Below are 25976 nucleotides of genomic sequence, written 5' to 3'. Positions count from 1 at the left end.
TCCTCAGGCCCGCAGGAAGACCGAGTCCGAGACGCTGCCGAGGGGCCGCAGCGCGGCCGTGCCCGGGTTGTCGCGGCCCGGGGCGACCACGACCGCGCCCGGCGCCGCGAGCTGCGCCACCGCCGACAGGTCGTGGTCACCGTTGACGACGATCACGCCGTAGAGGCGGTCGTCCGCGGACGCCCGTACCGCCGGGTCGGTGAAGTCGCCCTGGATCACCCGGGAGGTGTCGCCGCCGCCCAGGGAGAGGTTGGCCCGGACGCGGTCCGCACGGGTCGGCGAGTCCGACAGCGGGTCGACGATGGTCAGCCGCGCGTCGATGTCGGCGTGCCGCAGCATCCGCTGCAGCGCGGCCGCGAAGAGGCCGTGCAGCGTGCCGATTTCCAGGACGTCGCCGTTCGGCGGCCGCAGCAGCGGCACCGTGGCGAGGCGTCCGCACACGTCGGACAGCGACCCGGCGAGGCTGCCGACGCCGAGCGCCTCCAGGGCGACCAGGTGCCGGTAGGCGACGGTGACGTCCCGGCGTGCGCGCCCGCCGTGCTCTCCGGCGAGGTCCCGCACCTCCCGCACCAGCGTGTCGAACTGCGCGGCCGTCGGCATCCGGTGACCGTCCCGGCCCGCCTGGTCGAGCAGCAGAGAGAGCCCGTACTGCTGCCGCCGCAGGTCGGAGACCTCGTGCTGGAGTGCGTCCAGGTCCGACTGGAAGGCGGAGGTGGCGCGCTCGAGGCGCTGGTCGAAGTTCTGCTCGACCATGGTGAACGCCGGCCGAAGAACCCGCTTCGCCAGCCGGTTGCTCAGAAGAGAGGGCATGGCGGGCAAGCTACGCCGATTCGACGGCCTTACGGGCCACGGACGCGTGGTGGTCGGGTGAAGTCTGGGTGTCTCCCAGGGGACGCGCGGCCGGTCCCGGCCGGCGCAGGGCAGGACGCCGCGCCGGCCGGCTACCGCCCGGCGCCGCGGCTCGGGGCGCTGCTCGGCATGCGGCAGCTCGGCAGTGGCCCGGTGACCCGCCGCCCATGTGCTTCGCGCGAAGCGCGCCGGGGCCGGGACCCGCCGCCGGGCCGTCGCCCGTACGCCGCCGTCCAGGCCAGGGTCAGCAGAGCCACCGCGGCAAGCCCCGCCCCGAGGCGCAGTCCGGGCGGGCGGAACGAGCAGTCCAGGATGGTGGCGCCGGTCGCCTCGGTGGCGATCAGGCCCAGATGACTGGATGCCGGCCGGCCGCCGCAGGTCCAGCCGGGGATGCGGGGCGCCGCCACGACGAGGAGACCGCGGGTGCCCGGGGGCAGTTCGGCGTGGACGCCCCGGGAGGTGACCCGGACCGAGACGGCGCCGGTCGCGCGCAGCCCGTCCACGGCCGCCGTGAGCCGGGCCCGGTCCAGGCAGCCGACCCGCTCGCCCGGGGCCGGGACCGCGCCGCGGCCGGTCAGGGTGACCGGTGTCCCGGCGGCGCGCTGCGGGCCGAGCGGCGCCATCGCGCCGCGCCGCCGCGGCAGTCCGCCCCGCAGCTCGGCCACCGGCCCGTCACCGAGCCGCGCGGTGCCGGTGAAGTCCGGTGCCCAGACGAAGACGTCGCTGCCGACCGGGCAGACACCGTCCGCGGGCAGGGTGTAGACGCGGGCGCCGAGCAGCAGCTCCTGGTTGCGGAACGGCGAGGGGCCGTACCGAAGACGCCCAGGACTGGGACGTACGGTCACCAGCGGGGGCACGGCGTCGGCCCGTACGACCTCCACGTCCCGGCCGCCGCCGGCCCGTACCCGCGCGCCGACCGAGAACACCGCGTCCGTGACCGGATTGTCCAGGCTCTGCAGGTTGCGGCCGTTCGACGTCCAGCCGCCGCCGAGGGCGGCCAGTGTCCGGGTGAGCACGTCCGGGGTGTGGCTGCTGTAGTACCCGGCGCCCTGACCGCCCATCAGCAGCGGGTCGTTGCCGGTGATCTGCTCGCGGCCCGGGTCGGTCCGGTACGCGGGCCAGCCGTCCGCCGCCGCCACCGCGGCCGCCCGTGTGGCGTGCCGGGCGTCCCACGCCGGGTAGTCGTCCATCCGGCCGAGGCGCTGCCGGTCGGCGTAGGCGGTGGTCGCCGCCGCCTGCCCGACGAGCGTCCCGCACAGCAGCACTGCCGCCACGGCCTCGTACCGTCCGCGCCGGGCCGCCACCAGCCCGCCCACCACCGCCACCAGCCCCGCACCGGCCAGCGGCAGTGTCCAGCCAGTCAGCAGCTCGCTGCCCGCGGCCTCGCACGCCGCGGCCAGGGCGAGCACCGCCGCCCCGCCGAGCAGCGCCCGCCGCCCGGGCCGGCCATGCGCGAGCCCGGTCCAGGCCGTCAGGACGACGATCCCGGCGAGGACGAACGTCTGCCGGTAGGGACTGCCGTTCGGGGTGGCGAACACATGCCACACCAGATGCGTCGGCCCCCACTGGAAGGAGACGGCGACGGTGACGGTCAGCCCGGTCCAGATCCACCGCTCCCGCCCGGGCACGTTCCGGTCGAAGGCGAGCGCGGCGGCGAGCAGCAGCGCGCCCGTGCCGAGGAAGAGCGCGGGGGTGGAGAAGCTGTACGTCGCCGGAAGCGTCCGGGCGAACACATCGGGCCAGCCGGCCGCCGCGAACTCCCGCCGCCAGCCCGGATAGGCGTGCCGGGAGCCGAGGAAGACCGGTACGAGCACGGGCGCGGCGAGCGCGACGCCGAGCAGGACCGTCCCGGTGGCGCGTACGACGGTCCGGGCCCTGGCCCGTACCGGCAGGTCGTCCGCGGCGGCGAGCCGCGCCAGCAGCACCAGCGCGGCGCCGAGGGTGGCCATGTACGCGGTGTAGAAGTTGGCGGTCCAGGCGAGGGCGACGACCACCGGTCCGAGCACCCGGTGCCGCCGCTGCCGTACCCACTCGCCGACCAGGCACAGCAGGGGGAAGGCGATCAGCCCGTCCAGCCACATCGGGTTGTACGACGCCTCGATGACCGCCCAGCCGCACAGCCCGTACGACGCCCCGAGCGCGGCGGCGCCCCACCAGGGCCCGGCCGGCCGCTGGCCGCGCAGCAGCGCCGTCATCGCGGCCGCGGCGGCCGCCATCTTCAGCAGCGTGACGACGTACACGGCGAGATCGATGTCGTCCCGGGGGAAGAGCCCGACCAGGAGCGCGAACGGGCTGGTCAGATAGGTTCCGAGGTCCGGCAGGAAGCTGGTGCCGTATCCGGAGCGCCAGTTCAGGAGCAGCCCGCCCTCGGCCCGCCCGTGCAGCAGGTCCCACAGCTGGGCGTGGTACGGCACGAACTGATTGCCCAGGTCGTTGACGCTGCGCGTCTTCGGCCCGAAGGGGAAGACTCGGGCGACGGCGTCACCGGCTCCCACCGCGAGCGCGGTGAGCAGTCCGGCCAGCGCGGCGGCACGGGGGGAATGGGAGCGCATGATGGTGCGAATATGCCAGTGCGGAAGGTGAAATGGGCCGCGCCGGAATGCAGTTCACGCGATGGTCGTCTGCTTGCCGACGGGGCGCCATGTGCCGAATCCGCCGCCGACATTCCCATCGGCTGTCGTTACCGGCGTGCTGATCTCGATTGTGATCCCGTGCTTCAACGAAGAGGAGATCATCGGCCGCTTCCACGACCATGTGACGGCGGAGCTCTCCCGTAGCGAGGGAGAATTCGAGCTGGTCTACGTGGACGACGGAAGCAACGACCGTACGCTCCCGATCCTGGAGGAGATCGCCTCCTCCGACCCGCGCGCCCGGTACGTCTCCTTCAGCCGCAACTTCGGCAAGGAGGCCGCCATGCTGGCCGGCCTCCAGCACGCCGACGGCGACGCGGTGATCATCATGGACGCCGACCTCCAGCACCCGCCGGAGCTCGTCCACCGCATGCTCGCGCTGCACGCCGAGGGCTACGACCAGGTCGTCGCCCGTCGCACCCGAACAGGCGACCGGGTCACCCGCACCCTGACCGCCCGCGCCTATTACTGGCTCATCAACCGCCTGGTCGACGTCGAACTCATGGACGGTGTCGGAGACTTCCGCCTCCTTTCCCGCCGCACGGTCGACGCGGTCCTGGAACTCACCGAGTACAACCGCTTCTCCAAGGGTCTTTTCGCCTGGGTCGGATTTCGTACCACCACATTTGAGTACGAGAATGCGGTACGCGAACAGGGCCGCTCCAAATGGACGTTCGGAAAGCTGCTCAACTACGGTCTCGACGGACTGCTTTCCTTCAACAACAAACCCTTGCGTGCCGCGCTCTACCTCGGCCTGCTGCTCGTCTCGCTCGCCACCGCCTACGCTGCCTGGATCGTCGGCGTCGCCCTGGTCAACGGCGTGGACACACCGGGCTACGTCACCCTCCTGGTGATCGTCACGGCGCTCGCCGGGGTCCAGATGGTGATGCTCGGACTGGTCGGGGAGTACGTCGGCCGTATCTACTACGAGGTGAAACGCCGCCCCCACTTCCTGGTGAAGGCGGCCAGCACCGGCGTGCCGCGCCAGCCGCGCCGGGAGGAGCTCGTACGACGGTGAGGACGGGTGAGGAGACGATGCGGACCCGGGGCCAGATCTTCCGCTTCGCGCTGGTGGGCGTCGTGAACACGGCCACGTACTACGCCCTCTACCTGCTGCTGAAGAACTGGCTGCCGTACGTGGCGGCCCATGCGGCCGCCTTCGTCCTGAGCATGGTCGGCTCGTTCTTCCTGACCACGTACGTCACCTACCGCACCCGCCCGACCTGGCGGAAGTTCCTCCTCTTCCCCCTGACGAACGCCACCAACTTCGTCGTCACCACCGCCGGCGTCTACGTCCTGGTCGACCTCGCGGGCCTCTCCGACCGGTACGCCCCCCTGCTCGCCGCGGCCGCCGCGATCCCCGTCACCTTCCTCGTCTCGCGAACGATCATGCTCCGGCCCGAGACCCCTCGAACGCGCGACTCGTTGGACGAAAACAGTGGCTTCGAAGTAGTGGCCCAGGCCACCACGACTGCCTACCATCGATCACCGCAAGGTCGTCCACACTGACGCACGACCGCCGGGAGGCTCCTTTGCACCGCCGCACCGCATACGCCCTCTCCGCCGCGCTGCTCGCCGCGGCCCCGCTGCTCACCGCCTGTGGCAGTGACGCCCACCCAGGAGCGGCGGCGGTCGTCGGGGGCGACCGGATCGAGGTGGCCACGCTCCAGGAGCAGGTGCGGGACGTGCGGACCGCCCAGGAGGCCTCCCCGCAGGCCGCTCAGCTGGTCAAGGCGACCGGCGACCTCAGCCGCGAGAAGCTCAACGTCATGATCTTCGACTTGATCGTGGAGCGCGTCGCCGACGACCACGGCGTGAGCGCCACCCGCAGGGAGATCCAGCAGACCCGCCAGGAAGCCGCGGACCAGAGTGGCGGCGAGGAGCAGCTGGCCGCCATGCTGCTCCAGTCGCAGGGCGTCGCCCCCGACCAGATCGACACGGCCGTCCGCCGCCAGGTCCTGATGAACAAGGTCGCCGCCAAGCTCGGCGTCGGCAACACCCCCGAGGGCCAGCGCAAGCTCGCCGAGGTCTTCGCCGCCGCGTCGAAGTCCCTCGACATCGACGTGAACCCCCGCTACGGCTCCTGGGACGACGAGAAGATCCAGCTCGGCACGTACACCGCGCCGTGGCTGCGGCAGCTCACCAAGCAGCCCCAGCCCGTGGAGGCCGGTGCGTAGCGGGACGTAGGGTCGAGGGGTGAACGCTGAAGCCCCCGTCGAGCCCGGCCGTATCGTCCTGCTCACCGCAAGCCACCGCGTCGCCCCCGGACTCCTGTCCTGGCCCGCGTGGCAGACCCTGCGCGCCGCCGACCGTGTGCTCTGCCCCGACCCGTCCCACCCGCAGCTGCCGTATCTGCGGGAGGCCGGGGTCGAGGCGGAGACCGTGATCCCGACCGCCCAGGAGCTCGTCGAGGCCTGCGCCGGCGGGCGGACCGTGGTCGTCGTCCCGTCTGGCGAGGGCGACCGGGCGCTCACGGACGGGCTCGCCAGGATGGCCGGCTCGGGCCGCGTCAGCATGCCCGACCTGGAGCTGCTCCCCGGCTCGTACGACCTGCCCGGCTCCCGGCTCCTCGACCTCGTCCAGGTCATGGACCGCATCCGCCGCGAATGCCCCTGGTCGTCGCAGCAGACCCACAAGGGCCTGGCCAAGTACGGCATCGAGGAGGCGTACGAACTCGTCGAGGCGATCGAGGACGGCGACCGCGACGAGCTGCGAGAGGAGCTCGGCGACGTCCTGCTCCAGGTCGTCTTCCACTCCCGCATCGCCGAGGAAGGCCGCGAGGAGGATGGCGCGGAGCCGTTCTCGATCGACGACGTCGCCGGCACGATCGTGGAGAAGCTGATCCACCGCCACCCGCACGTCTTCGGCGACGAACACGCGGAGACCCCGGAAGAGGTCAAGGAGCACTGGCTGCGTACGAAGGCCGCCGAGAAGCAGCGTGCCTCGGTGACGGACGGCGTGCCGCTCGGCCAGCCCGGCCTGGCCCTCGCCGCGAAGCTCGCCTCCCGCGTCCGCACGGCGGGCCTGCCGGTGGAGCTCCCCGCCGGCGACGGCATCGGCTACGAGCTCCTCGCGATGGCGGCCCGCGCGGAGGCGGAGGGCGTCGACCCCGAGGCGGCGCTGCGCGCCGCGGCCCGTACGTACCGCGACGCGATCAGGGCGGCGGAGGGCCACGCGGGTTAGTACGGTGGCCTCAGGGCCGTACGGGGGTGGGGAGCGATGGAGAACAACGTGTCGGGCGGTTCGGCGAGGAACGTCGTCCAGGCCGGTTCCATAAGCTCGGTCTCCTTCTACGCACAGGGCCATAACCACAGCCCCCTGCCGGACCCGTCCCACTGGCCCTTCCTGCGGGACGCCGTCCGGGTGGACCCCGGCGTCAAGGGCTCGGACGTCCTGCCCTACCTCTCCCGCGACCGCGGCCTGGACCTGGCTGGCCTGATCGCGTCCGGCGAGCACCCGCTTGTCCTGGTCACCGGCGCGCCCCTGACCGGGAAGACCTTCACGGCCTGGGCGGCCCTGCGCTACGCCCTCCCGGGCTACCGCGTCTGCGCCCCTTCGCCGGGCGCCGACCTCCGCGGCCTGCCAGACCTGATCCGCGCCCGCCCGGACGACGGCTACGCCCTGTGGCTCGACGACCTGACCCACCACCTCGGCGCCCACGGCCTCGACCACGGCCTCCTTGCCCAGCTCTCGGCTCTCGGCGTCCCGGTCGTCGCCACGATGTCCGACCAGGAATACGGCGAACACCGCTTCGGCTCGGCCGCCCACGCCCAACTCCTGCGCCGCGCACGCACGGTGGAACTGCCACGCGAGTGGAGCGAGACGGAGCTTCGGGGCCTTGCGGAGAGCCCGAACCCCCGGCACCGGGACGCGCTGAAGTGGCGGGGCGGGTCGGGGGTGACGGAGTTCCTGGCGGTGGGGCCGGAGCTGTGGAGCGAGTGGCAGTGGGCGAAGAGGAACCACCCGCTGGGGCATCTTGTGGTGAAGGCGGCGATCGACGTGGGACGGTGCGGCTACGTGGGCCCGATCCCTGAGGACGAGCTGTTCGACATGTGCAGGGACTACAAGGAGTACGACGCAGCCGTCGGCCGGGAGACCTTCGAGGACGCCCTTGCGTGGGCCACCAAGGCCAGACTTGGTGTCACCGGCCTGCTCGTGGCCGGGGGAGCGCAGGAGGCCTGGCAGGTGTACGGCTCCCTGGTGGCGGAAGCGGTGCGCGCACCTGACCTGCCGCGTGCGCCTTTCGGCGCGTGGATCCACGCGGCCCACGAGGGTGACGACACCGACCGGAGCGCAGTCCTGACAGCTGCCGTCGAGGCATACCGACCGGACGTCGAGCGGGGTAATGGCCGGGCCATGTACTCGCTCGCCCTGTTGCACGAGGACCACGACGAGGAGGAGGCGCTGCGCTGGTACCAGAAGGCGGCCGACACGGGACACGGGTACTCCCTCCTGCGGGTAGGTAACCAGCTGGCCGCGCAGGGCGAGTACACCGAGGCGCTCACCTACCTTCAGCGCGCCGCCGGGACCGGGGACCCGCACGCCGCCTCCCGCCTGGGGGAGTTCCTGCGTGACCGCGCCGAGCACTGGCTGCGCGTCGGCGTCGAGGGTGGCAGCGTCCGAGCGGCGTACGTGCTGGGGGACATGCTCGTCGGTACCGGCGCCACGGACGAGGCCTTGCACCTCTACCAGAAGGCGGCGAAGAACCAGTTCCTCAAAGAAACCGTCGCCGCCAGCCTCGGCACCCTCCTCCACCACACCGGCGACCTCAAGGAGGCCGAAGCCTGGTACCGCATCGGCGTCAAGGCCGGCGACCCCCGCGCCATGCGCAACCTTGCCGCCCTCCTCCGCCAGAAGGACGGCCCGAACGCCGACGAGGCCGACGCCCTCCTGCGCCGCGCCGCCGAAGAGGGGCAGGTTAACGTCGAGGAGTGAGCGAGACGCCCGTACCCCCACCCCCCGCCCCCGAGCTCTTCACCTGGGAGTTCGCCACCGACCCGTACCCGGCCTACGCCTGGCTTCGGGAGCACTCCCCGGTCCACCGGACCCGGCTGCCCAGTGGGGTCGAGGCGTGGCTCGTCACGCGGTACGGGGACGCCCGACAGGCGCTCGCTGATCAGCGGCTCAGTAAGAATCCGGCGCATCATGACGAGCCCGCGCACGCCAAGGGGAAGACCGGGATCCCCGGGGAGCGCAAGGCCGAGCTGATGACGCATCTGCTCAACATCGATCCGCCGGACCACACCCGGCTGCGGCGGCTCGTGTCGAAGGCGTTCACGCCCCGGCGGGTCGCCGAGTTCGCGCCGCGGGTGCAGGAGCTGACCGACCGGCTCATCGACGGGTTCATCGAGAAGGGGTCGGCCGACCTCATCCATGAGTTCGCCTTCCCTCTTCCCATCTACGCCATCTGCGACATGCTTGGCGTCCCGCCGGAGGACCAGGACGACTTCCGGGACTGGGCCGGGATGATGATCCGGCACGGCGGCGGGCCGCGCGGCGGGGTCGCGCGGTCGGTGAAGAAGATGCGGGGCTATCTCGCGGAGCTGATTCACCGTAAGCGGGAGAATCCGGGCGACGATCTGATCTCCGGGCTCATCAAGGCGTCCGACCACGGCGAGCACCTGACCGAGAACGAGGCCGCCGCCATGGCCTTCATCCTTCTCTTCGCCGGGTTCGAGACCACCGTCAACCTCATCGGCAACGGCGTCTACGCGCTGCTGCGCAACCCCGATCAGCGTGAGCGGCTCCAGCGGTCGCTCGCCGAGGGGGAGAGCGGGCTGCTGGAGACCGGTGTCGAGGAACTCCTGCGCTACGACGGGCCGGTGGAGCTCGCCACGTGGCGGTTCGCCACCGAGGCGTTGACCCTCGGGGGGCAGGAGATCCGGGCCGGCGATCCCGTACTGGTCGTGCTCGCCGCGGCCGACCGGGACCCCGAGCGGTTCGCCGAGCCGGACACGCTCGACCTCGCCCGCCGCGACAACCAGCATCTGGGGTACGGGCACGGCATCCACTACTGCCTCGGCGCGCCGCTCGCCCGCCTGGAGGGGCAGACCGCGCTCGCGACGCTGCTGACCAGGCTGCCGGATGTGCGACTTGGGGTTGATCCGGGTGATTTGCGGTGGCGTGGAGGGCTCATCATGCGTGGATTGCGCACGCTTCCGGTGGAGTTCACGCCCGCTTCCACACCCACCGGAAGCTGACACTCCGTCAAGACTGTGACTTTTATGTGATCTCCCCTGCATCGACTTGTGACTGACGTTCGAATGCCGCTACGTTCACCGTCAATCTCAACCGATGTCCCAGTAGTCACACGGAAGGTCCACCGCATGCGCTCCGGAAACGGACGGCACCGTAGACCCCGCCAGGCCCCCGCCATCGTTGTCGCCGCGGGGGTGACCGGCTCGGCCATCGCCCTCCCTCTGCTCGGCGCGGGCTCCGCGTCCGCCGCGGACTCCGTCACATGGGACAGGGTCGCCGAGTGCGAGTCCGGCGGGCTGTGGAGCGCCGACTTCGGCAACGGGCAGTACGGCGGCCTCCAGTTCACGCAGGCCACCTGGGAGCAGTACGGCGGCCTCGTCCACGCCCCGCGCGCCGACCTCGCCAGCCGCCCCCAGCAGATCGCGGTCGCCGAGAAGGCGCTCGCGGCGCAGGGCGTGGCGCCCTGGGCCACCTGCGCCCCGATCGCCGGGCTTACGGCCGGTGGCAGCGGGTCCGGCGCCGACGCGGGCGCCGGTGAGACCCTTCCGCTCCGCCCTGACGGCACCCCGGCCGAGCCCGGCCTCGACCCCGGCCAGGTGACCCCCAACGCTCCCATCGCCCCCGAGGCGCCCACGGCCCCCGCCACGCCCTCCGCTCCCGCCGGCACCGGGAAGCACCGGGGCACGCCCGCGCCGGACGAGACGGTCGATAACGGCACCGATACGGGCAATCCGGTCAACGAGCGCGAATCGGGCCGCCATGCCTCGCGGGGTGACGCCCCGACACGTGACGTGCCCCACACGGATGGTGCGACCGGTACGGGGCAGGAGGGGTCCGGGACCGGAGCGTCCGGTGACCCGGCGAACGAAAGCGGCGAAACCTCCAAGAACCCCGAAAGCCCTGAAACAACTGAAACTCCGGAAAGCGGCAAGCCGTCCGAAACGGGCGAAAGCCCCGACCGCGCCGACAACTCCGGTGCCACCGATACGGACAACAAGGACAACACGGGCAAGTCCTCCGGCGCGTACACCGTTCAGCCCGGCGACAACCTCTCCGTCATCGCGGACGAGCACGACCTCGACGGCGGCTGGACCGCGCTCTACGACGCCAACCGCCAGACCGTGGGCGCCGATCCGGACGTCATCCATCCTGGTCAGAGCCTCGACCTCGGCGGTGTGCTGGACGCCGGACAGGCCCAGAAGTAGAGGCGGTTCGCGGGCGTATGTCCGGTTCTGTGCAAGTGAGACATGGGTCTCTTTGCCCCAACTGGCGTGTCTCGCCCGCGAACTCCGTCCGCTGTCGCTCTCACCTGCGTAAACGACCGCTCCCGGAAGGCAAGTAGGGGCGTTTTCTCCCGGATGTGCCTCTTTGAACTTCCGGGAGGTCTGTGTCTACGGTCTTCACCGCTCGCCACCGCGGGCCTCGTCGACCGGTCCGCCGAATCCTGCCGCCGGACGACGGGAACAGTCGTCGCGTCATGCGCCGAAGGCAGGAGCGGGGGACCCAAGGTAAGTGCCGGACCCGGCCGTTGAGACAGACGGCCGACGCCCGGCTTGGGGTGAAGCCACGTGCTAGGACACGTGGCCGGGCACTCACAGCCCGAACCCGACAGCTCACCTCGTAGGCGTCGGTGAGGAGACGTTCCATGCTGTTTTCCGGCAAGGGCAAGCACCGCCGCCCCACGGTTCTCGACCGCACGACCCGTGTCGTCACGCTCGCCGGTGTCGCCGGCGCCGCGGTCGCCGCGCCGCTCATGACCGCCGGCACCGCCTCCGCCGCCACCGCCGCCGAGTGGGACCGCGTCGCGCAGTGCGAGTCCGGTGGCAACTGGTCCATCAACACCGGCAACGGCTACTACGGCGGTCTGCAGTTCTCCGCCTCCACCTGGGCCGCCTACGGTGGCACCGCCTTCGCGGCCACCGCCGACCAGGCCTCCAAGTCGCAGCAGATCCAGATAGCCGAGAAGGTCCTGGCCGGCCAGGGCAAGGGCGCCTGGCCGAGCTGTGGCGTGGGCCTGTCCAACGCCGCGTACAACGGCGGCGGCGAGAGCACCACCCAGGCCGCCCCGAAGCAGGAGCGCAAGGCCGAGCAGCCGACCACGCGCAGCGAGCAGCGCACCGCGCCGAAGGCCGCCCCCAAGGCCGAGGCGAAGAAGACCGTCACCACCCCGACCGGCAAGAAGGTCAAGAAGGGTGACGGCGAGTACAAGGTCGTCGCCGGCGACACCCTGAGCAAGATCGCCGAGGCGCACGGCGTCAAGGGCGGCTGGGCGAAGCTCTTCGAGCTGAACAAGGACATCGTCGAGGACGCCGACCTGATCTACCCGGGCCAGCAGCTCCACCTGAAGTGAGCCTTCCGGCTCCGGTGAGGTCGGGTCGGGCGCGGCCGCTCGCGTGAGCCCGACGACTCTCCCGCGGTGACCCGATGACCACCCCGGTCCGGCGCGTCTCCCCCGTACGCGCCGGGCCGGGGTTTCCCATGTGTGCGGAGCCTCGCACATCCCGGTTACCGAACGGTAGAACGTGCGCCGTTTGCCCCGTAAAGCAGGCGCTCGGGTCCTTTTTCGTCCCAGCGGGCGGGCGCCCGGCGGACCCCGGTGTCCGGGCCGGTTAGGCTCTTGTCGCAAGGACAGAGCGACCCTGCAATGGCCCTGCACCGCATGCGTCACATCTAGCGTCACATCCCAGAAGGAGATGCTCGTGCCGTCCATCGACGTCGTCGTAGCCCGGGAAATCCTGGACTCCCGAGGCAACCCCACGGTCGAGGTCGAGGTCGGCCTCGACGACGGCAGCACCGGCCGTGCTGCTGTTCCGTCCGGTGCCTCCACCGGAGCGTTCGAGGCCATTGAGCTCCGTGACGGAGACCCGAACCGCTACCAGGGCAAGGGCGTCGAAAAGGCCGTCCTCGCCGTCATCGAGCAGATCGGCCCGGAGCTCGTCGGCTACGACGCCACCGAGCAGCGCCTGATCGACCAGGCCATGTTCGACCTGGACGCCACCGACAACAAGGCGTCCCTCGGCGCCAACGCGATCCTCGGTGTCTCCCTCGCCGTCGCGCACGCCGCCTCCGAGGCCTCCGACCTCCCGCTCTTCCGCTACCTGGGCGGCCCGAACGCGCACCTGCTGCCCGTTCCGATGATGAACATCCTGAACGGCGGCTCGCACGCCGACTCCAACGTGGACATCCAGGAGTTCATGATCGCCCCGATCGGCGCGGAGTCCTTCTCCGAGGCCCTGCGCTGGGGCACCGAGGTCTACCACACCCTCAAGAAGGTCCTGAAGGACAAGGGTCTGTCCACCGGCCTCGGCGACGAGGGCGGCTTCGCCCCGAACCTCGACTCCAACCGCGACGCCCTCGACCTCATCGTCGAGGCGATCAAGCAGGCCGGCTACGCCCCCGGCAAGGACATCGCGCTCGCGCTCGACGTCGCCGCGTCCGAGTTCTACAAGGACGGCTCGTACCAGTTCGAGGGCAAGTCCCGCTCGGCCGCCGAGATGACCGAGTACTACGAGGAGCTCGTCTCCGCGTACCCGCTCGTCTCCATCGAGGACCCGCTGTTCGAGGACGACTGGGACGGCTGGAAGGTCATCACCGACAAGCTCGGCGCCAAGGTCCAGCTCGTCGGCGACGACCTGTTCGTCACCAACCCGGAGCGCCTGGCCCGCGGCATCGAGGACGGCGCCGCCAACGCGCTGCTCGTCAAGGTCAACCAGATCGGTTCGCTGACCGAGACCCTGGACGCCGTCGAGATGGCCCAGCGCAACGGCTTCAAGTGCATGATGTCCCACCGCTCCGGCGAGACCGAGGACGTCACCATCGCCGACCTGGCCGTCGCCACCAACTGCGGCCAGATCAAGACCGGCGCCCCGGCCCGCTCCGAGCGCGTCGCCAAGTACAACCAGCTGCTGCGCATCGAGGAGATCCTCGACGACGCCGCGGTGTACGCCGGCCGCTCGGCTTTCCCGCGGTTTCGCTCTGCGAACCAGTAGGCACAGCGCTCTGCGAACCAGTAGGCACAGCACGGGCTGAGCTTCCGGAAAGCCCGGTTACGTACGTCCCCGCACTCGGTCCCGTACCGTGTGCGGGGACGTACGCACGTAACAAAGGGGAGGCGGCAGACAGTGGCCCGGGACCGGTTCTCCACCGCGACCAGGATCCGGCTGCTCGGCGAGCAGACCGCGGCCCGCGTGTACCGCTCCCAGAACCGCAGACAGGCCCGCCGCTCCCGGCTCACCGGCCGCGCCGCCTTCCTGGCGCTGATCGTCTGCTCCCTGGTGGTGGCGCTCGCCTATCCGATGCGGCAGTACGTCTCCCAGCGCAACGAGATCGCCGAGCAGGAGCGGCGCGCCGCCGAGGCCGCCCGGCGGGTCGAGGAGCTGCGGGACGAGAAGGCCCGCCTCCAGGACCCGGCGTACGTCACCCGGCTCGCCCGCGAGCATCTCCACTACGTCTTTCCGGGCGAGACCGGTTTCACCGCGAACGACCCGGACCTGGCGCGTGAGCGCCGCGGCGACCAGGGCGCGACCGAGCGTTCCTGGTACTCCAACCTCTGGGACGGCATCGACACCGCCGACCGGCCGGACAAGTAGCCCGGACCGTACCCCGACCCTTCCCCCACGAGCCCCGACGAGAAGACAGACGCAGGCATGGAAACGCCCCCTCCGCAGACCGAACGCACCGAGCCCACCGAGGCGGACGTCGCGGCCTTCAAGGAGCAGCTCGGCCGCCCGCCGCGCGGGCTGCGCGCCATCGCGCACCGCTGTCCGTGCGGCAACCCGGACGTGGTCGAGACCGCGCCCCGGCTCCCGGACGGCACGCCGTTCCCCACGACGTACTACCTGACCTGCCCGCGCGCGGCCTCGGCGATCGGCACGCTGGAGGCGAACGGGGTGATGAAGGAGATGTCCGAACGTCTCCAGAGCGACCCCGAGCTGGCCGCCGCCTACCGCGCCGCCCACGAGGACTACATCGCGCGCCGGGACGCCATCGAGGTCCTGGAGGGCTTCCCGTCCGCCGGCGGTATGCCGGACCGGGTCAAGTGCCTGCACGTCCTGGTCGGCCACTCGCTGGCGGCCGGACCCGGCGTCAACCCGCTGGGCGACGAGGCGATCGCCATGCTGCCCGAGTGGTGGGCCAAGGGCCCCTGCGTCTCGCCGGTCACCGACAAGGAGGACGCCAAGTGACCCGGGTCGCGGGCATCGACTGCGGTACGAACTCCATCCGCCTCCTCGTCGCCGACGTCCACCCCGAGACGGGTGAGCTGATCGAGCTGGACCGGCGGATGACGATCGTCCGGCTCGGCCAGGGCGTCGACAAGACCGGCCGGCTCGCCCCCGAGGCGCTGGAGCGGACCTTCGCCGCCTGCCGTGAGTACGCCGCCGTCATCAAGGAACTGGGCGCCGAGCGGCTGCGTTTCGTCGCCACCTCCGCCTCGCGCGACGCCGAGAACCGCGACGACTTCGTCGCGGGCGTGGTGGAGATCCTGGGTGTCGAGCCCGAGGTCATCACCGGTGACCAGGAGGCCGAGTTCTCCTTCACCGGCGCCACCGGCGAACTGACGCGGGACCAGGGGGAGTACCTGGTCGTGGACATCGGCGGCGGCTCCACCGAGTTCGTCGTCGGCAACGAGCACGTGCGGGCCGCGCGCTCGGTCGACATCGGCTGCGTACGCCTCACCGAGCGCCACATCCGCAACGACCCGCCGACCGTGGGCGAGATCGCCGCGCTGCGGGCCGACATCAAGGCCGCCCTCGACCTGGCCGAGGAGACCGTCCCGCTGCGTGAGAAGCGCACGCTGGTCGGTCTCGCCGGCTCGGTGACGACGGTCGCCGGCCTCGCGCTGGAGCTCACCGCGTACGACTCGACGGCGATCCACCACGCCCGGATCTCCCGCGACCAGGTCGCCGAGGTCACCGGCCGGCTGCTCTCCTCCACCCATGACCAGCGGGCCGCCCTGCCGGTGATCCACCCGGGCCGGGTGGACGTCATCGCCGCCGGCGCGCTCGTCCTGCTGGAGATCATGGAGCGGACCGGGGCCGACGAGGTGGTCGTCAGCGAGCACGACATCCTCGACGGAATCGCTTATTCCGTGGCCTGAGGGCCGTTCGAAGGCGGTTTCCATGGTGCTCCGACGGGATCTCGTCGGAAAACTTCGTGAAGTTCTTCACAAGGAAAAGGGCCCTGACGGGTGCCACAACGGGGTTTCGGGCCCCCGAGGCACCCTGTCAGGGCTCTTTCGCACCTTCGCGGGACGGGCGTTGGGGTGTTTCGGCGGTGTGAACGCCAGGGGCGGTCCAGCATGGAAAAGGCCTCACAGGGCCAGCTCACAGGGGGTGAACAACGTCCGTCGTTACACCCTGGTTCCTCCGTCGCGCCATGACCTCGGTCACGTGGGCGGCGGAGTGTAGCAGAGGTCCCCCAAGAGCTTGTGAAGGGGCGCACGAGCGACCCCCCCGAGGGGGGTGGATACTCGATGGCATGAGCACCACGGAGCGTCCCAGGATCCTCGTAGTAGGCGGCGGGTACGTAGGCCTGTACGCAGCTCGGCGCATCCTCAAGAAGATGCGCTACGGCGAGGCGACCGTCACGGTCGTCGACCCGCGGTCGTACATGACGTACCAGCCCTTCCTCCCCGAAGCCGCCGCAGGCAGCATCTCGCCGCGCCACGTCGTCGTCCCGCTGCGACGCGTCGTGCGCGGAGCCGAGGTGCTCACCGGTCGCGTCACCACCATCGACCAGGACCGCAAGGTCGCCACGGTCGCGCCGCTCGTCGGCGAGGCCTACGACCTGCCGTTCGACTACCTGGTCATCGCGATGGGCGCGGTCTCCCGCACCTTCCCGATCCCCGGCCTCGCCGAGCAGGGCATCGGCATGAAGGGCGTGGAGGAGGCCATCGGCCTCCGCAACCACGTCCTGGAGCAGCTGGACAAGGCTGACTCGACGACCGACGAGGAGGTCCGCCGCAAGGCGCTGACCTTCGTCTTCGTGGGCGGCGGCTTCGCCGGTGCGGAGACCATCGGCGAGGTCGAGGACATGGCCCGCGACGCGGCGAAGTACTACACCAACGTGAAGCGCGAGGACATGCGCTTCATCCTCGTCGACGCCGCCGACAAGATCCTTCCCGAGGTGGGCCCGGAGCTGGGCCGCTGGGGCAAGGAGCACCTTGAGGCGCGTGGTGTCGAGATCTACCTCTCGACGTCGATGGACTCCTGCGTCGACGGCCACGTCGTGCTGAAGAACGGCCTTGAGGTCGACTCCAACACGATCGTGTGGACCGCCGGCGTCAAGCCGAACCCGGCGCTCTCCCGCTTCGGCCTCCCGCTCGGCCCGCGCGGTCACGTGGACGCCCAGCCGACCCTCCAGGTCACCGGCACCGACTACATCTGGACCGCCGGCGACAACGCCCAGGTCCCGGACCTCGCCGCCCGCAAGGCCGGCGTGGAGAACGCCTGGTGCCCGCCGAACGCCCAGCACGCGCTGCGCCAGGCGAAGGTCCTCGGCGACAACGTGGTCTCCGGCATGCGGGGCTTCCCGCAGAAGGAGTACAGCCACGCCAACAAGGGCGCGGTCGCGGGTCTCGGCCTGCACAAGGGCGTCGCGATGATCGTCATGGGCAAGATGAAGATCAAGCTCAAGGGCCGTCTCGCCTGGTACATGCACCGTGGCTACCACGGCATGGCCGTCCCGACCTGGAACCGCAAGATCCGCGTCTTCGCCGACTGGACCCTCGGCATGTTCCTCAAGCGTGAGGTCGTCTCCCTCGGTGCGATGGAGACGCCGCGCGAGGAGTTCTACGAGGCCGCCAAGCCGGCGCCGGCGCCCGCCGCGCAGTCGTCGGTTCCGGAGAAGGCCAAGGCCTCCTAGCCGACCCGTAGTACCCCGAGCAGTACCCCGCAAGGGCCGTCCGCCATCCGTGGTGCGGACGGCCCTTCGCGTGTTTTGCCGAGTCGTTGCGTGCCGCTGGGACTCCAACGGCTACCGACGGTGTTTACGTGGTGACGAGCATTGCTGGGGCACGACATCACGGAGGTGTGCACCATGGCCGACGCCGCGCTGCGGCTGACCACTCTTGCCGAGGATCTGCTGGGAGTTCCGCTCCCCGTGCGTCTGAGGGCCTGGGACGGCAGCGAGGCGGGACCCACCGGCGGCCCCGTCCTCATCATCAACCAGCGCCGGGCGCTGCGCCGACTGCTGTGGAAGCCGGGCGAGCTGGGCCTCGCACGGGCCTGGGTGGCCGGGGAGATCGACGTCGAGGGCGACCTCTACGACACCCTGGACCGGCTGGCCGGACTGATCTGGGAGCGCGGGAGCGACGACGCGGCTGTGCATCCCGTACGCGACCCCAAGCTGCGCGCCGCCGCGAAGGCGCTGGTGAAGCTGGCCGGCCCCTGGCCGCCGCCCGCGCCGCCGGCCGAGGAGATGCGCCGGCGCACCGGCCCGCTGCACACCAAGCGGCGCGACAAGGAGGCGATCAGCCACCACTACGACGTCGGCAACGACTTCTACGAGCTTGTCCTCGGGCCGTCGATGGTCTACTCCTGCGCCTACTGGTCCGAGAACGGCACGCTGGAGGAGGCGCAGCGCGACAAGCTCGACCTGATCTGCCGCAAGCTCGGTCTCAAGGAGGGCGACCGGCTCCTGGACGTCGGCTGCGGCTGGGGCTCGATGGCCATCCACGCGGCCAAGGAGTACGGCGCCGAGGTCGTCGGCGTCACCCTCTCTCGTGAGCAGGCCGCCTACGCCCGTAAGCGGATCGCCGAGGAAGGCCTGGCCGACCGGATCGAGATCCGCGTCCAGGACTACCGAGACGTCAAGGACGGGCCGTTCGACGCCATTTCGTCCATCGGGATGGCAGAGCATGTCGGCTCCGTGCGGTATCGCCAGTACGCCGACACGCTCTTCGCCCTCCTGAAGCCGGGCGGGCGGCTTCTCAACCACCAGATCGCCCGCCGCCCTGAACGGGACGAGGCCGCCTACAAGGTCGACGAGTTCATCGACGCGTACGTCTTCCCCGACGGGGAGCTCGCGCCGGTCGGACGGACCGTCACCCTCCTGGAGGAGGCCGGTCTGGAGGTGCGGGACGTCGAGGTCATCCGCGAGCACTACGCGCGCACCCTGCGCGAGTGGGTGGCCAATCTGGAGGCGCGCTGGAGCGAGGCGGTCCGGCTCTCCTCGCCCGGCCGGGCGAGGATCTGGCGGCTCTACATGGCCGCCTCCGCGGTCTCCTTCGAGCGCAACAGGATCGGTGTCAACCAGATCCTGGCCGTGAAGACACCCGAATCGGGGGTCTCGGGGGTGGCCTTGCGGCCGCGTGCCTGGACCGAGGGCGCGAAGGCCTAGCCCGGGGGTCGGTGCCGGGTACGGCGAAGGGCCGGGCTCCCTGTGCGGGGAGCCCGGCCCTGGCCGTCCGTACCGCTCGCTACTCGGCCTTGATCGCCGAGAGCATGTTCAGCCGCGCGGCGCTGCGGGCCGGCCACATCGCGGCCAGCACGCCCACCAGACCGGCGAGCAGCAGGCAGATGCCGATGGTGTCCCACGGCAGGACCAGCGCGTAGCCGGGCAGGCTGTCCTTGAAGGTCTGGCCGATCGCCCAGCCGAGGAACGCGCCGAGCCCGATGCCGACCACCGCGCCGAACAGCGAGATGACCACGGCCTCCAGACGGACCATCCGCTTCACCCGGCGCCGGTCGAGACCGATCGCCCGCAGCATGCCGATCTCCTGCTGCCGCTCGAACACCGACATCGCCAGGGTGTTGACGACACCGAGGACCGCGATGAGCAGGGCCATCGCCAGCAGGCCGTACATGATGTTCAGCATCATGTTGATGGCGCCGCCGAAGGTGTCCTTGATGTCCTTCTTGTCGAGGAAGGTGATCGCCGGGTTGTCGCCCAGGGAGGTGATCAGCGCCTTCTCGTTGGCCGCCGACTCGCCGCTCTCCATCTTCACGAAGATCTGCGCGATGTACGGCCGGACGTCATGGGCGTCGAGGATCTTCGCGTCGATCAGGACCGGCGAGACGAACTCGCTGTCCTTGACGATCGCGCCGACCGTCAGCTTGCCGGTCTTGTCGTCGCTGAACTTCACCGGCAGCGAGTCGCCGACCTTCCAGCCCTTCTTCTCGGCCGTCTTGTCGGCGACCGCGATCTTGCCCTCGGCGAGCGAGGCCAGGCTGCCGCTCTGCACGGTGAGGTTGAGGACCTTCTCGATCGCGCCCGGGGTGACACCGGAGGCCGACGCGAAGTCGCCCTTCAGCTCCAGGTATCCGGCCTGCTGCGGCGAGACCGCGCTCACGCCCGGCGCCTTCTCCAGCGCGGTCAGCGCCGTCTTGTCCAGGCCCTCGCCGCTGGCCATGGTGACCATGTAGTCGGCGCGGATCTGGTCCGTCGTCGTCTTGTCCAGGGCCGTGCCGACCGTGGCGCCGAGCACCGACAGACCGGTGACCAGCGTCAGGCCGATCGCCAGCGCGGAGGCGGTGGCGCCCGTACGACGCGGGTTGCGCACCGCGTTCTGGCCGGCGAGCTTGCCCGCCACCCCGAACGGGCCGGTGAGCAGCGGCCGTACCAGCGCGATGACCGGGCGGGACAGCAGCGGGATCAGCACGATCACACCGATGAGGGTGAGGAACGCGCCCGCGCCGATGGTCATCCGGCCGCTCTCGCCGCCGGCGCCCGCGCCCATCACGATCGCCGCCGCGCCGAGCGCGGTCAGCACGCCGCCGATGGAGTTGCGCAGCACCAGCGACTTGGTGGTGGCCACCGCATGGACGCTGCTCATCGCCGCGACCGGCGGGATCTTCGCGGCCCGGCGGCCGGGCAGCCAGGCGGCGAGCATCGTGATCAGTACGCCGACGGCGAGGGCCGCGATCATCGGGGTGGCGGTGAGGACGAGCGGACCGCCGGGGATCTTCATGCCGAACGCCGACATCCCGGAGCGCAGGGCGACCGCAAGGGCGACACCGAGGCCGAAGCCGACGGCCGAGGCGACCAGACCGACCACACCGGCCTCGGCCAGCACCGAGCGGGTGATCTGCCGGCGCGAGGCGCCGACGGCGCGCATCAGCGCCAGCTCCTTGGTGCGCTGGGCGACCAGCATGGTGAAGGTGTTGGAGATCAGGAAGACACCGACGAAGAGCGCGATACCGGCGAAGCCGAGCAGGACCTGCTTGAGGGTGCCGAGGCCGGCCTCGATCATCTCGGCCTGCTCGTCGGCGAGCTCCTGCCCGGTCCGGGCGTCGGCCTCCTTCGGCACCAGCGGCTTGACCTGGTCGAGGAGCGTGCCGGCGTCGGCGCCCTTGGCGGCGGCGACGGAGATCTCCTGGAAGTAGCCCGGCTTCAGGTACAGCTTCTGGGCGACGGACGTGTCGAACAGGACCAGGCTGCCGCCCGCGTTGACGGCGCCGTCCTCGGTGGTGAAGACACCGGAGAGGGTGTACTCCTTCACCGGGCCGTTGGTGGCGACCCGCACCGTGTCACCGGTCTTGTAGCCGCCCTTGTCGGCGGTCTCCTTGTCCAGGGCGATCTGGCCGGCCCGCACCGGGCCCGCGCCGGTGGTGAAGTCGTACGCCGGGTCCTTGCCGTCCTTGCCGGGGCTGAAGTTCGTGCCCTTGTTGGACCAGCCGGCACCGATCAGCTTGCCGTCCTTGTCCGGGACACCGGCGAAGCCGCTGACCCGGCCGGTGGCCTTCTCGACCCCGTCGAGCTGCCCGATCTTCGTCAGGGACTGCTGGGAGAGGCCGGGCACCGACTTGGGGTCGTTCGGGTCGGTGGCCAGGGTCACGGCGACCGCGACCTTGTCGTAGCTCTTGGCCGACTGGTTACGGAAGGCGCTGGAGAGGGTGTCGGTGAACACCAGGGTGCCGGAGACGAAGGCCACGCCGAGCATGACGGCGAGGACGGTCATCAGCAGCCTGGCCTTGTGCGCGAGCACATTGCGCAAGGCGGTACGGAACATGAGGAGTCAGTCCTGGGAGTGGGAGCCGGGAAGGATCGGAAGGGCCGGGCGGATCGGCGCGCGGATCAGCTCGTGCGGCCCTTGGCGTCGAAGGCCTTCATCCGGTCGAGGACACCGTCGGCGGTGGGGGAGAGCATCTCGTCCACGATGCTGCCGTCGGCGAGGAAGATCACGCGGTCCGCGTAGGAGGCGGCCACCGGGTCATGGGTGACCATGACGACGGTCTGGCCGAGTTCGCGGACGGAGTTGCGCAGGAAGCCCAGCACCTCGGCGCCGGAGCGCGAGTCCAGGTTTCCGGTCGGCTCGTCACCGAAGATGATCTCCGGCCGGGAGGCCAGGGCGCGGGCCACGGCCACGCGCTGCTGCTGACCGCCGGAGAGCTGCGCGGGCCGGTGGGAGAGCCGCCCGGACAGGCCGATCATGTCGATCACCCGCTCCACCCACTGCTTGTCCGGCTTACGGCCGGCGATGTCCATGGGGAGCGTGATGTTCTCCATCGCGGTCAGGGTCGGCAGCAGGTTGAAGGCCTGGAAGATGAAGCCGATCTTGTCCCGGCGCAGCTGCGTCAGCTGCTTGTCCTTGAGGGTGGACAGCTCGGTCTCGCCGATCCGCACGGAACCGCTGGTGAAGGAGTCCAGGCCGGCCACGCAGTGCATCAGCGTGGACTTGCCGGAGCCGGACGGGCCCATGATCGCGGTGAACTCGCCCTGCCGGAAGTCGACGCTGACCCGGTTGAGCGCGACCACCTGGGTCTCACCCTGTCCGTAGACCTTGGAAAGATCCTGGGCGCGGGCGGCCACCGCGGTGGCGCGGTGGGCGTAGGAGGTGGTGGTCACGGAAGCGACTCCTGTCACAGGTGCGGTGTCTGCAAGAACACCTCCATCCTCATCGCGGGATCCGCCCGGGGCGTCCGTCCGCGTGCCCGTTCCTGGGGCCCTCTGGAGTCGGACCGGGGGGCTCGCCCCTCCTCCTTTGGTATGACACCGACCCCGAGAGGCGACGACTTTCCGTCATTCCCTCGGGTACGCATTTGCGGCTGCGAGCCCGGCCATCCTCCGGGAGAACGCGCTCCACCAGCGCTGACGCACCCTCAGTCGTCAATAAAATAAGACAACATCGGGGCAGGGTTCCGCTGATCGGGGGATGCGTCCGGATAGGCTCATGTGCCAACGCAGAGCCGCGCGCCATGCCCGGATGGTGGAATGCAGACACGGCGAGCTTAAACCTCGCTGCCCTCGCGGGCGTGCCGGTTCAAGTCCGGCTCCGGGCACTCATGAGCCGGGCGGAAGATCGCCCGCAGCCGACCTGGACGCACTGCCCCGGCCCCGGGGCCCGTCCCCTCCTCCCGCCGCCGGTCATGATCGCGGAAAGATCCTCCCCGAGCACTAGGGAGATTCTTTTGCTTCCCTATTACTCTTGACGCAAGGCCGCGCAGTGCGGCCATGGAGGAGTGAGATGAGGAGCAGCAACCCGGTCTTCTCGCGACGGGGGTTCAGCCGCGACAACGGCTACGCCGGCTTCAACGCGCAGCAGCCGCAGGCCGGGGGCCCCGCCGTTGGAACCAACCCGTACGCGCAGGGCACGGCCAATCCGTACGCGGACGGGGCCACGAACCCGTACGCCACCAATCCCTACGCCCAGGACAGCCAGCTCGGCGCCCCCCAGCAGGTGCGCGGCAATGTGATGACGATCGACGACGTCGTGAGCCGTACGGCCATGACGCTCGGTACGGTCGTGCTCACCGCGGTCCTCTCCTGGATCCTGCTGCCGGTCGACCCGAGCAACCTCGGCAAGTCGTACGGCATCGGTATCGGTGCCGCGCTCGTCGCGCTGGTCCTGTCTCTCGTCCAGTCCTTCAAGCGCAAGCCGTCGCCGGCGATCATCCTGGCGTACGCGGCGTTCGAGGGCGTCTTCCTCGGCGTGATCTCCAGCGTGGTCTCCACGTACATCGCCGACGGTGTGGTGCCCCAGGCGGTGCTCGGCACGATGGCGGTCTTCGCCGGTGTGCTGTTCGCCTACAAGATGCGCTGGATCCGTGTCACCCGCCGCTTCTACGGCTTCGTGATCGCGGCCGTCATGGGCTTCATGCTCCTGATGGTGGCCAACCTCCTGTTCGCCCTCATCGGCGGCGGTGACGGTCTGGGCTTCCGCAGCGGTGGCCTCGGCATCCTCTTCGGTGTCATCGGCGTCATCCTCGGCGCCTGCATCCTGGCGCTGAACTTCAAGGAGGTCGAGGACGGCATCACCTACGGCGCCCCGCGCGAGGAGTCGTGGATCGCGGCCTTCGGTCTCACCGTCACGCTGGTGTGGATCTACCTGGAGATGCTGCGTCTGCTCTCGATCCTGCAGGGCGACGACTGACGCCTCCCACAGAGCGTCCGACGCTGACGAAGGGCCCGTCCGGCATCCGCCGGGCGGGCCCTTCGGGGTCGGGGGCTGGTGTCCTGGTCGTTCCTTGTCGCGGGCTAGAGCAGCTTTCGGGCCGCTCGCCTCAGGTCGTACTCGTGGATGATCGCCTTCGCGTGGCCGTACGCGAGGTTGTGCTCGCCCCGGAGCCAGCTGACCTTCTCCTCGAAGCGGAAGAGGGAGGGGCCTTCCTCGACGGCGCGGAGCCAGTCGGACACTTCACGACCGGTGCAATGGGGAATGCGGGCGAGCAGATTGCGATGGGTCTCTTCGGAGAAGACGTGGGACATCGGCGCCTCCGGACGCGTATTGCTTGCGTGGTGCGTTGAGTTCCGCATGCGTGAGTTCCTTCACGCCACCGTGCCTGAGCGTTCGCCCGTTGGCAACAGTGCGCGGGCGGCGCATAGGGTCACACCGTGCTTGATACGAGTGAACTGACCGCCGCCGCAGAGCGGTTCGCCGACCGCCTGCGGGCCGCCCCGCAGAGCCGCCTCCAGCGCGGCGCGGCCGCCGAAGGGCTCGCGCTGGCACGGGAGTTGGCGGTCAGGGCGCAGCGCATCGAGGAGCCCGGGACGGAGCCCCGGACGATGCCCGACGCGGGCGTGTTCGCGGTCGCGGACCAGCTTCTGGTCGCCGCGCACGATTGTGGCGAAGCACTGAGAACGGCCCCGGCCGGCTCCCAGGAGGAGCTGGACGAGGCCGTACGGGCGGTGCGGGAGGCGATGGCGCGGTCAGGGCTCTGAAGGCCCTGTAGGAGGCCCTGGGGGGCGCCTGAGGCCGTCTGCCGGACCTGAGGCCGTCTGCCGGGCCTACAGGGCTACAGGGACGCTATGACGCGGTCGGCGAGGATGTAGACGTTGTCGTCGCCGCGCTCGTCGGAGCCGCCGCAGGAGAACGTCAGGGCGTACGCGCCGGAGACGCCCGAACCGCCGAGCAGGACCGGAGTGCGGCCCGCCCGCAGCGCCTCGGCGAGACGTTCGGCGGTCTCGCGGTGGCCCGGGGTCATGCAGAGCGTGGTGCCGTCGGCGAAGACGTACACGTCGAGCGTGCCGAGCGGGCCGGGCCGTACGTCGGCGAGGGCCGTGCGCGTCTCGGCGAGCTCCTCCAGCCGGGCCACCGTCCGCTCGTGGTCGGTGACGACCGGGGTCTGGACCGGGACGAAGTCGGGGTGCGAGGGGTGGCGGCGGCGGGCCGCGGCGAGCTCGGGGGAGTCCTCGGCGAACTCGGCGTACTCGGCCGTCTCCGGCTGGTCCGCGAAGTCGGCGAGGTCCGCCAGCTCGGCCAGCTCCGCGAGCTCCGCCAGGTCGTCGAGGCGGCCGTCGGCGTCCGGGCCCATGGACTCCAGACCGGCCAGGTCGGCCTGGCGCGGCACGAAGTACGGGCCGCCGTCCTCGACCGGTCCGCCCAGACCGCTGAGCAGGGAGGGGGCGTCGGCCGCGTCCCGGGCCTCCTGCGCGGCCCAGAAGGCGCGCGCCTCGGCCAGCTCGCGCTCCCGCTCCTCGGCCAGGGCCTCGGCGACCGCGGCGCGGATCTCCTCGGCGGGGGTCACGGAGTCGGCGCCACGGGCGTGCGGCACGCTGACCGAACGGCCCGCCTCGGCGGCCTCCAGGTCGGCGCGCAGGGCGACGATCTGCTTGCGCAGCCCGTGGGCGGCGTGCAGGGCAGCGGCGCCCACGGCCGTGGCAGCGGCCGTGGTCAGCAGCAGGGCAAGAGGCATGGCGCTCACTGACGTACTCCCGGTTCCGAGTCGATCCCCCGACTTCCTACATCAGCTTGTCGTGGGCCTGCGCCCTCTGTCAGTGCATTACGTCACGAAATGGACAGGTATTTAGGCCTGGTGTTTAGCCCCGGAACTGCTGTGACCTGGGAAAACGTCTCTCCCCCGGGATGTAGGTCACATCCTGGGGGAGATTCGGTCACGGCTCGGACGCGGGGTGGTTAGC

At 70.7% G+C, this 25976-nt stretch carries 22 protein-coding genes, 1 tRNA gene and 1 riboswitch; of the genes, 17 read left to right on the top strand and 6 right to left on the bottom strand.

Annotated features, from left to right (window positions below):
- Positions 1-3: 3 nt before the first annotated feature.
- Positions 4-810, bottom strand: coding sequence for a class I SAM-dependent methyltransferase (locus ACZ7LT_RS23340; protein ID WP_471238009.1), 807 nt, complete (start codon positions 808-810; stop codon positions 4-6).
- Positions 811-941: 131 nt separating this feature from the next.
- Entirely contained in the window at positions 942-3401 is a 2460-nt protein-coding gene (locus tag ACZ7LT_RS23335) for a YfhO family protein (RefSeq protein WP_471238008.1), read from the bottom strand.
- Positions 3402-3537: 136 nt separating this feature from the next.
- On the opposite strand from ACZ7LT_RS23335, the gene ACZ7LT_RS23330 reads away from it, so the two are divergent.
- The 14 genes from ACZ7LT_RS23330 (at position 3538) to ACZ7LT_RS23265 (ending at position 19016) form a co-directional block, all read left to right on the top strand.
- On the top strand, positions 3538-4497 hold the full coding sequence (locus tag ACZ7LT_RS23330; RefSeq protein ID WP_471238007.1) for a glycosyltransferase family 2 protein: 960 nt from the start codon (positions 3538-3540) through the stop codon (positions 4495-4497).
- A 17-nt stretch (positions 4498-4514) separates the two neighbouring features.
- Positions 4515-4988 (top strand): GtrA family protein, encoded by a 474-nt coding sequence (locus ACZ7LT_RS23325; protein ID WP_471238353.1) that lies wholly within the window; start codon positions 4515-4517, stop codon positions 4986-4988.
- A 23-nt stretch (positions 4989-5011) separates the two neighbouring features.
- Complete coding sequence (locus tag ACZ7LT_RS23320) at positions 5012-5656, top strand: SurA N-terminal domain-containing protein (protein ID WP_471238006.1); 645 nt, start codon at positions 5012-5014, stop codon at positions 5654-5656.
- A gap of 19 nt (positions 5657-5675) precedes the next feature.
- Entirely contained in the window at positions 5676-6662 is a 987-nt protein-coding gene (locus tag ACZ7LT_RS23315) for a nucleoside triphosphate pyrophosphohydrolase (protein ID WP_471238005.1), read from the top strand.
- A gap of 36 nt (positions 6663-6698) precedes the next feature.
- Positions 6699-8414, top strand: coding sequence for a hypothetical protein (locus ACZ7LT_RS23310; protein ID WP_471238004.1), 1716 nt, complete (start codon positions 6699-6701; stop codon positions 8412-8414).
- Positions 8411-9679, top strand: a complete 1269-nt coding sequence (locus ACZ7LT_RS23305; RefSeq protein ID WP_471238003.1) for a cytochrome P450 family protein — start codon at positions 8411-8413, stop codon at positions 9677-9679. Before ACZ7LT_RS23310 ends, ACZ7LT_RS23305 begins: the two co-directional genes overlap by 4 nt.
- Positions 9680-9805: 126 nt before the next feature.
- Entirely contained in the window at positions 9806-10882 is a 1077-nt protein-coding gene (locus ACZ7LT_RS23300) for a transglycosylase family protein (RefSeq protein WP_471238002.1), read from the top strand.
- Positions 10883-11147: 265 nt separating this feature from the next.
- A riboswitch (cyclic di-AMP (ydaO/yuaA leader) is annotated at positions 11148-11319 on the top strand.
- Positions 11320-11322: 3 nt separating this feature from the next.
- Positions 11323-12027: a transglycosylase family protein gene (locus ACZ7LT_RS23295; protein WP_471238001.1), complete on the top strand. Its 705-nt coding sequence runs from the start codon at positions 11323-11325 to the stop codon at positions 12025-12027.
- Between the two features lie 349 nt (positions 12028-12376).
- Positions 12377-13666 carry a phosphopyruvate hydratase gene (gene eno / locus ACZ7LT_RS23290; protein WP_471238000.1) on the top strand — a complete coding sequence of 430 codons (1290 nt, stop codon included), beginning with the start codon at positions 12377-12379 and terminating at the stop codon, positions 13664-13666.
- Positions 13667-13798: 132 nt separating this feature from the next.
- Positions 13799-14266, top strand: a complete 468-nt coding sequence (locus tag ACZ7LT_RS23285; protein ID WP_471237999.1) for an FtsB family cell division protein — start codon at positions 13799-13801, stop codon at positions 14264-14266.
- A 57-nt stretch (positions 14267-14323) separates the two neighbouring features.
- A complete protein-coding gene (locus tag ACZ7LT_RS23280; protein ID WP_471237998.1) occupies positions 14324-14860 on the top strand; it encodes a DUF501 domain-containing protein in 537 nt (178 codons plus the stop codon).
- Positions 14857-15774: a Ppx/GppA phosphatase family protein gene (locus tag ACZ7LT_RS23275; RefSeq protein ID WP_471237997.1), complete on the top strand. Its 918-nt coding sequence runs from the start codon at positions 14857-14859 to the stop codon at positions 15772-15774. Before ACZ7LT_RS23280 ends, ACZ7LT_RS23275 begins: the two co-directional genes overlap by 4 nt.
- A 380-nt stretch (positions 15775-16154) precedes the next feature.
- A complete protein-coding gene (locus ACZ7LT_RS23270) occupies positions 16155-17540 on the top strand; it encodes an NAD(P)/FAD-dependent oxidoreductase (protein WP_471237996.1) in 1386 nt (461 codons plus the stop codon).
- A 174-nt stretch (positions 17541-17714) separates the two neighbouring features.
- Positions 17715-19016, top strand: coding sequence for a class I SAM-dependent methyltransferase (locus tag ACZ7LT_RS23265; protein WP_471237995.1), 1302 nt, complete (start codon positions 17715-17717; stop codon positions 19014-19016).
- A gap of 79 nt (positions 19017-19095) precedes the next feature.
- On the opposite strand, the gene ACZ7LT_RS23260 is transcribed toward ACZ7LT_RS23265, so the two are convergent.
- Together ACZ7LT_RS23260 and ACZ7LT_RS23255 are read right to left on the bottom strand one after the other, a co-directional pair.
- A complete protein-coding gene (locus ACZ7LT_RS23260) occupies positions 19096-21627 on the bottom strand; it encodes an ABC transporter permease (protein WP_471237994.1) in 2532 nt (843 codons plus the stop codon).
- Positions 21628-21692: 65 nt separating this feature from the next.
- A complete protein-coding gene (locus ACZ7LT_RS23255) occupies positions 21693-22463 on the bottom strand; it encodes an ABC transporter ATP-binding protein (protein ID WP_471237993.1) in 771 nt (256 codons plus the stop codon).
- Between the two features lie 352 nt (positions 22464-22815).
- On the opposite strand from ACZ7LT_RS23255, the gene ACZ7LT_RS23250 reads away from it, so the two are divergent.
- Positions 22816-22897, top strand: a tRNA-Leu gene (locus tag ACZ7LT_RS23250).
- Between the two features lie 185 nt (positions 22898-23082).
- Positions 23083-23988, top strand: coding sequence for a Bax inhibitor-1/YccA family protein (locus tag ACZ7LT_RS23245; protein ID WP_471237992.1), 906 nt, complete (start codon positions 23083-23085; stop codon positions 23986-23988).
- 104 nt (positions 23989-24092) lie between these two features.
- Here the strand turns inward: ACZ7LT_RS23245 and ACZ7LT_RS23240 are convergent, their stop codons facing one another.
- On the bottom strand, positions 24093-24323 hold the full coding sequence (locus ACZ7LT_RS23240) for a DUF4287 domain-containing protein (RefSeq protein WP_019886945.1): 231 nt from the start codon (positions 24321-24323) through the stop codon (positions 24093-24095).
- 126 nt (positions 24324-24449) lie between these two features.
- On the opposite strand from ACZ7LT_RS23240, the gene ACZ7LT_RS23235 reads away from it, so the two are divergent.
- Positions 24450-24776 carry a hypothetical protein gene (locus tag ACZ7LT_RS23235; RefSeq protein WP_471237991.1) on the top strand — a complete coding sequence of 109 codons (327 nt, stop codon included), beginning with the start codon at positions 24450-24452 and terminating at the stop codon, positions 24774-24776.
- Positions 24777-24850: 74 nt separating this feature from the next.
- On the opposite strand, the gene ACZ7LT_RS23230 is transcribed toward ACZ7LT_RS23235, so the two are convergent.
- Complete coding sequence (locus ACZ7LT_RS23230) at positions 24851-25750, bottom strand: hypothetical protein (RefSeq protein WP_471238352.1); 900 nt, start codon at positions 25748-25750, stop codon at positions 24851-24853.
- Positions 25751-25976 lie beyond the last annotated feature (226 nt).

The sequence above is a fragment of the Streptomyces sp. NPDC039465 genome (genome assembly GCF_055639315.1).
This window is presented reverse-complemented; position numbering and strand designations above follow the sequence as displayed.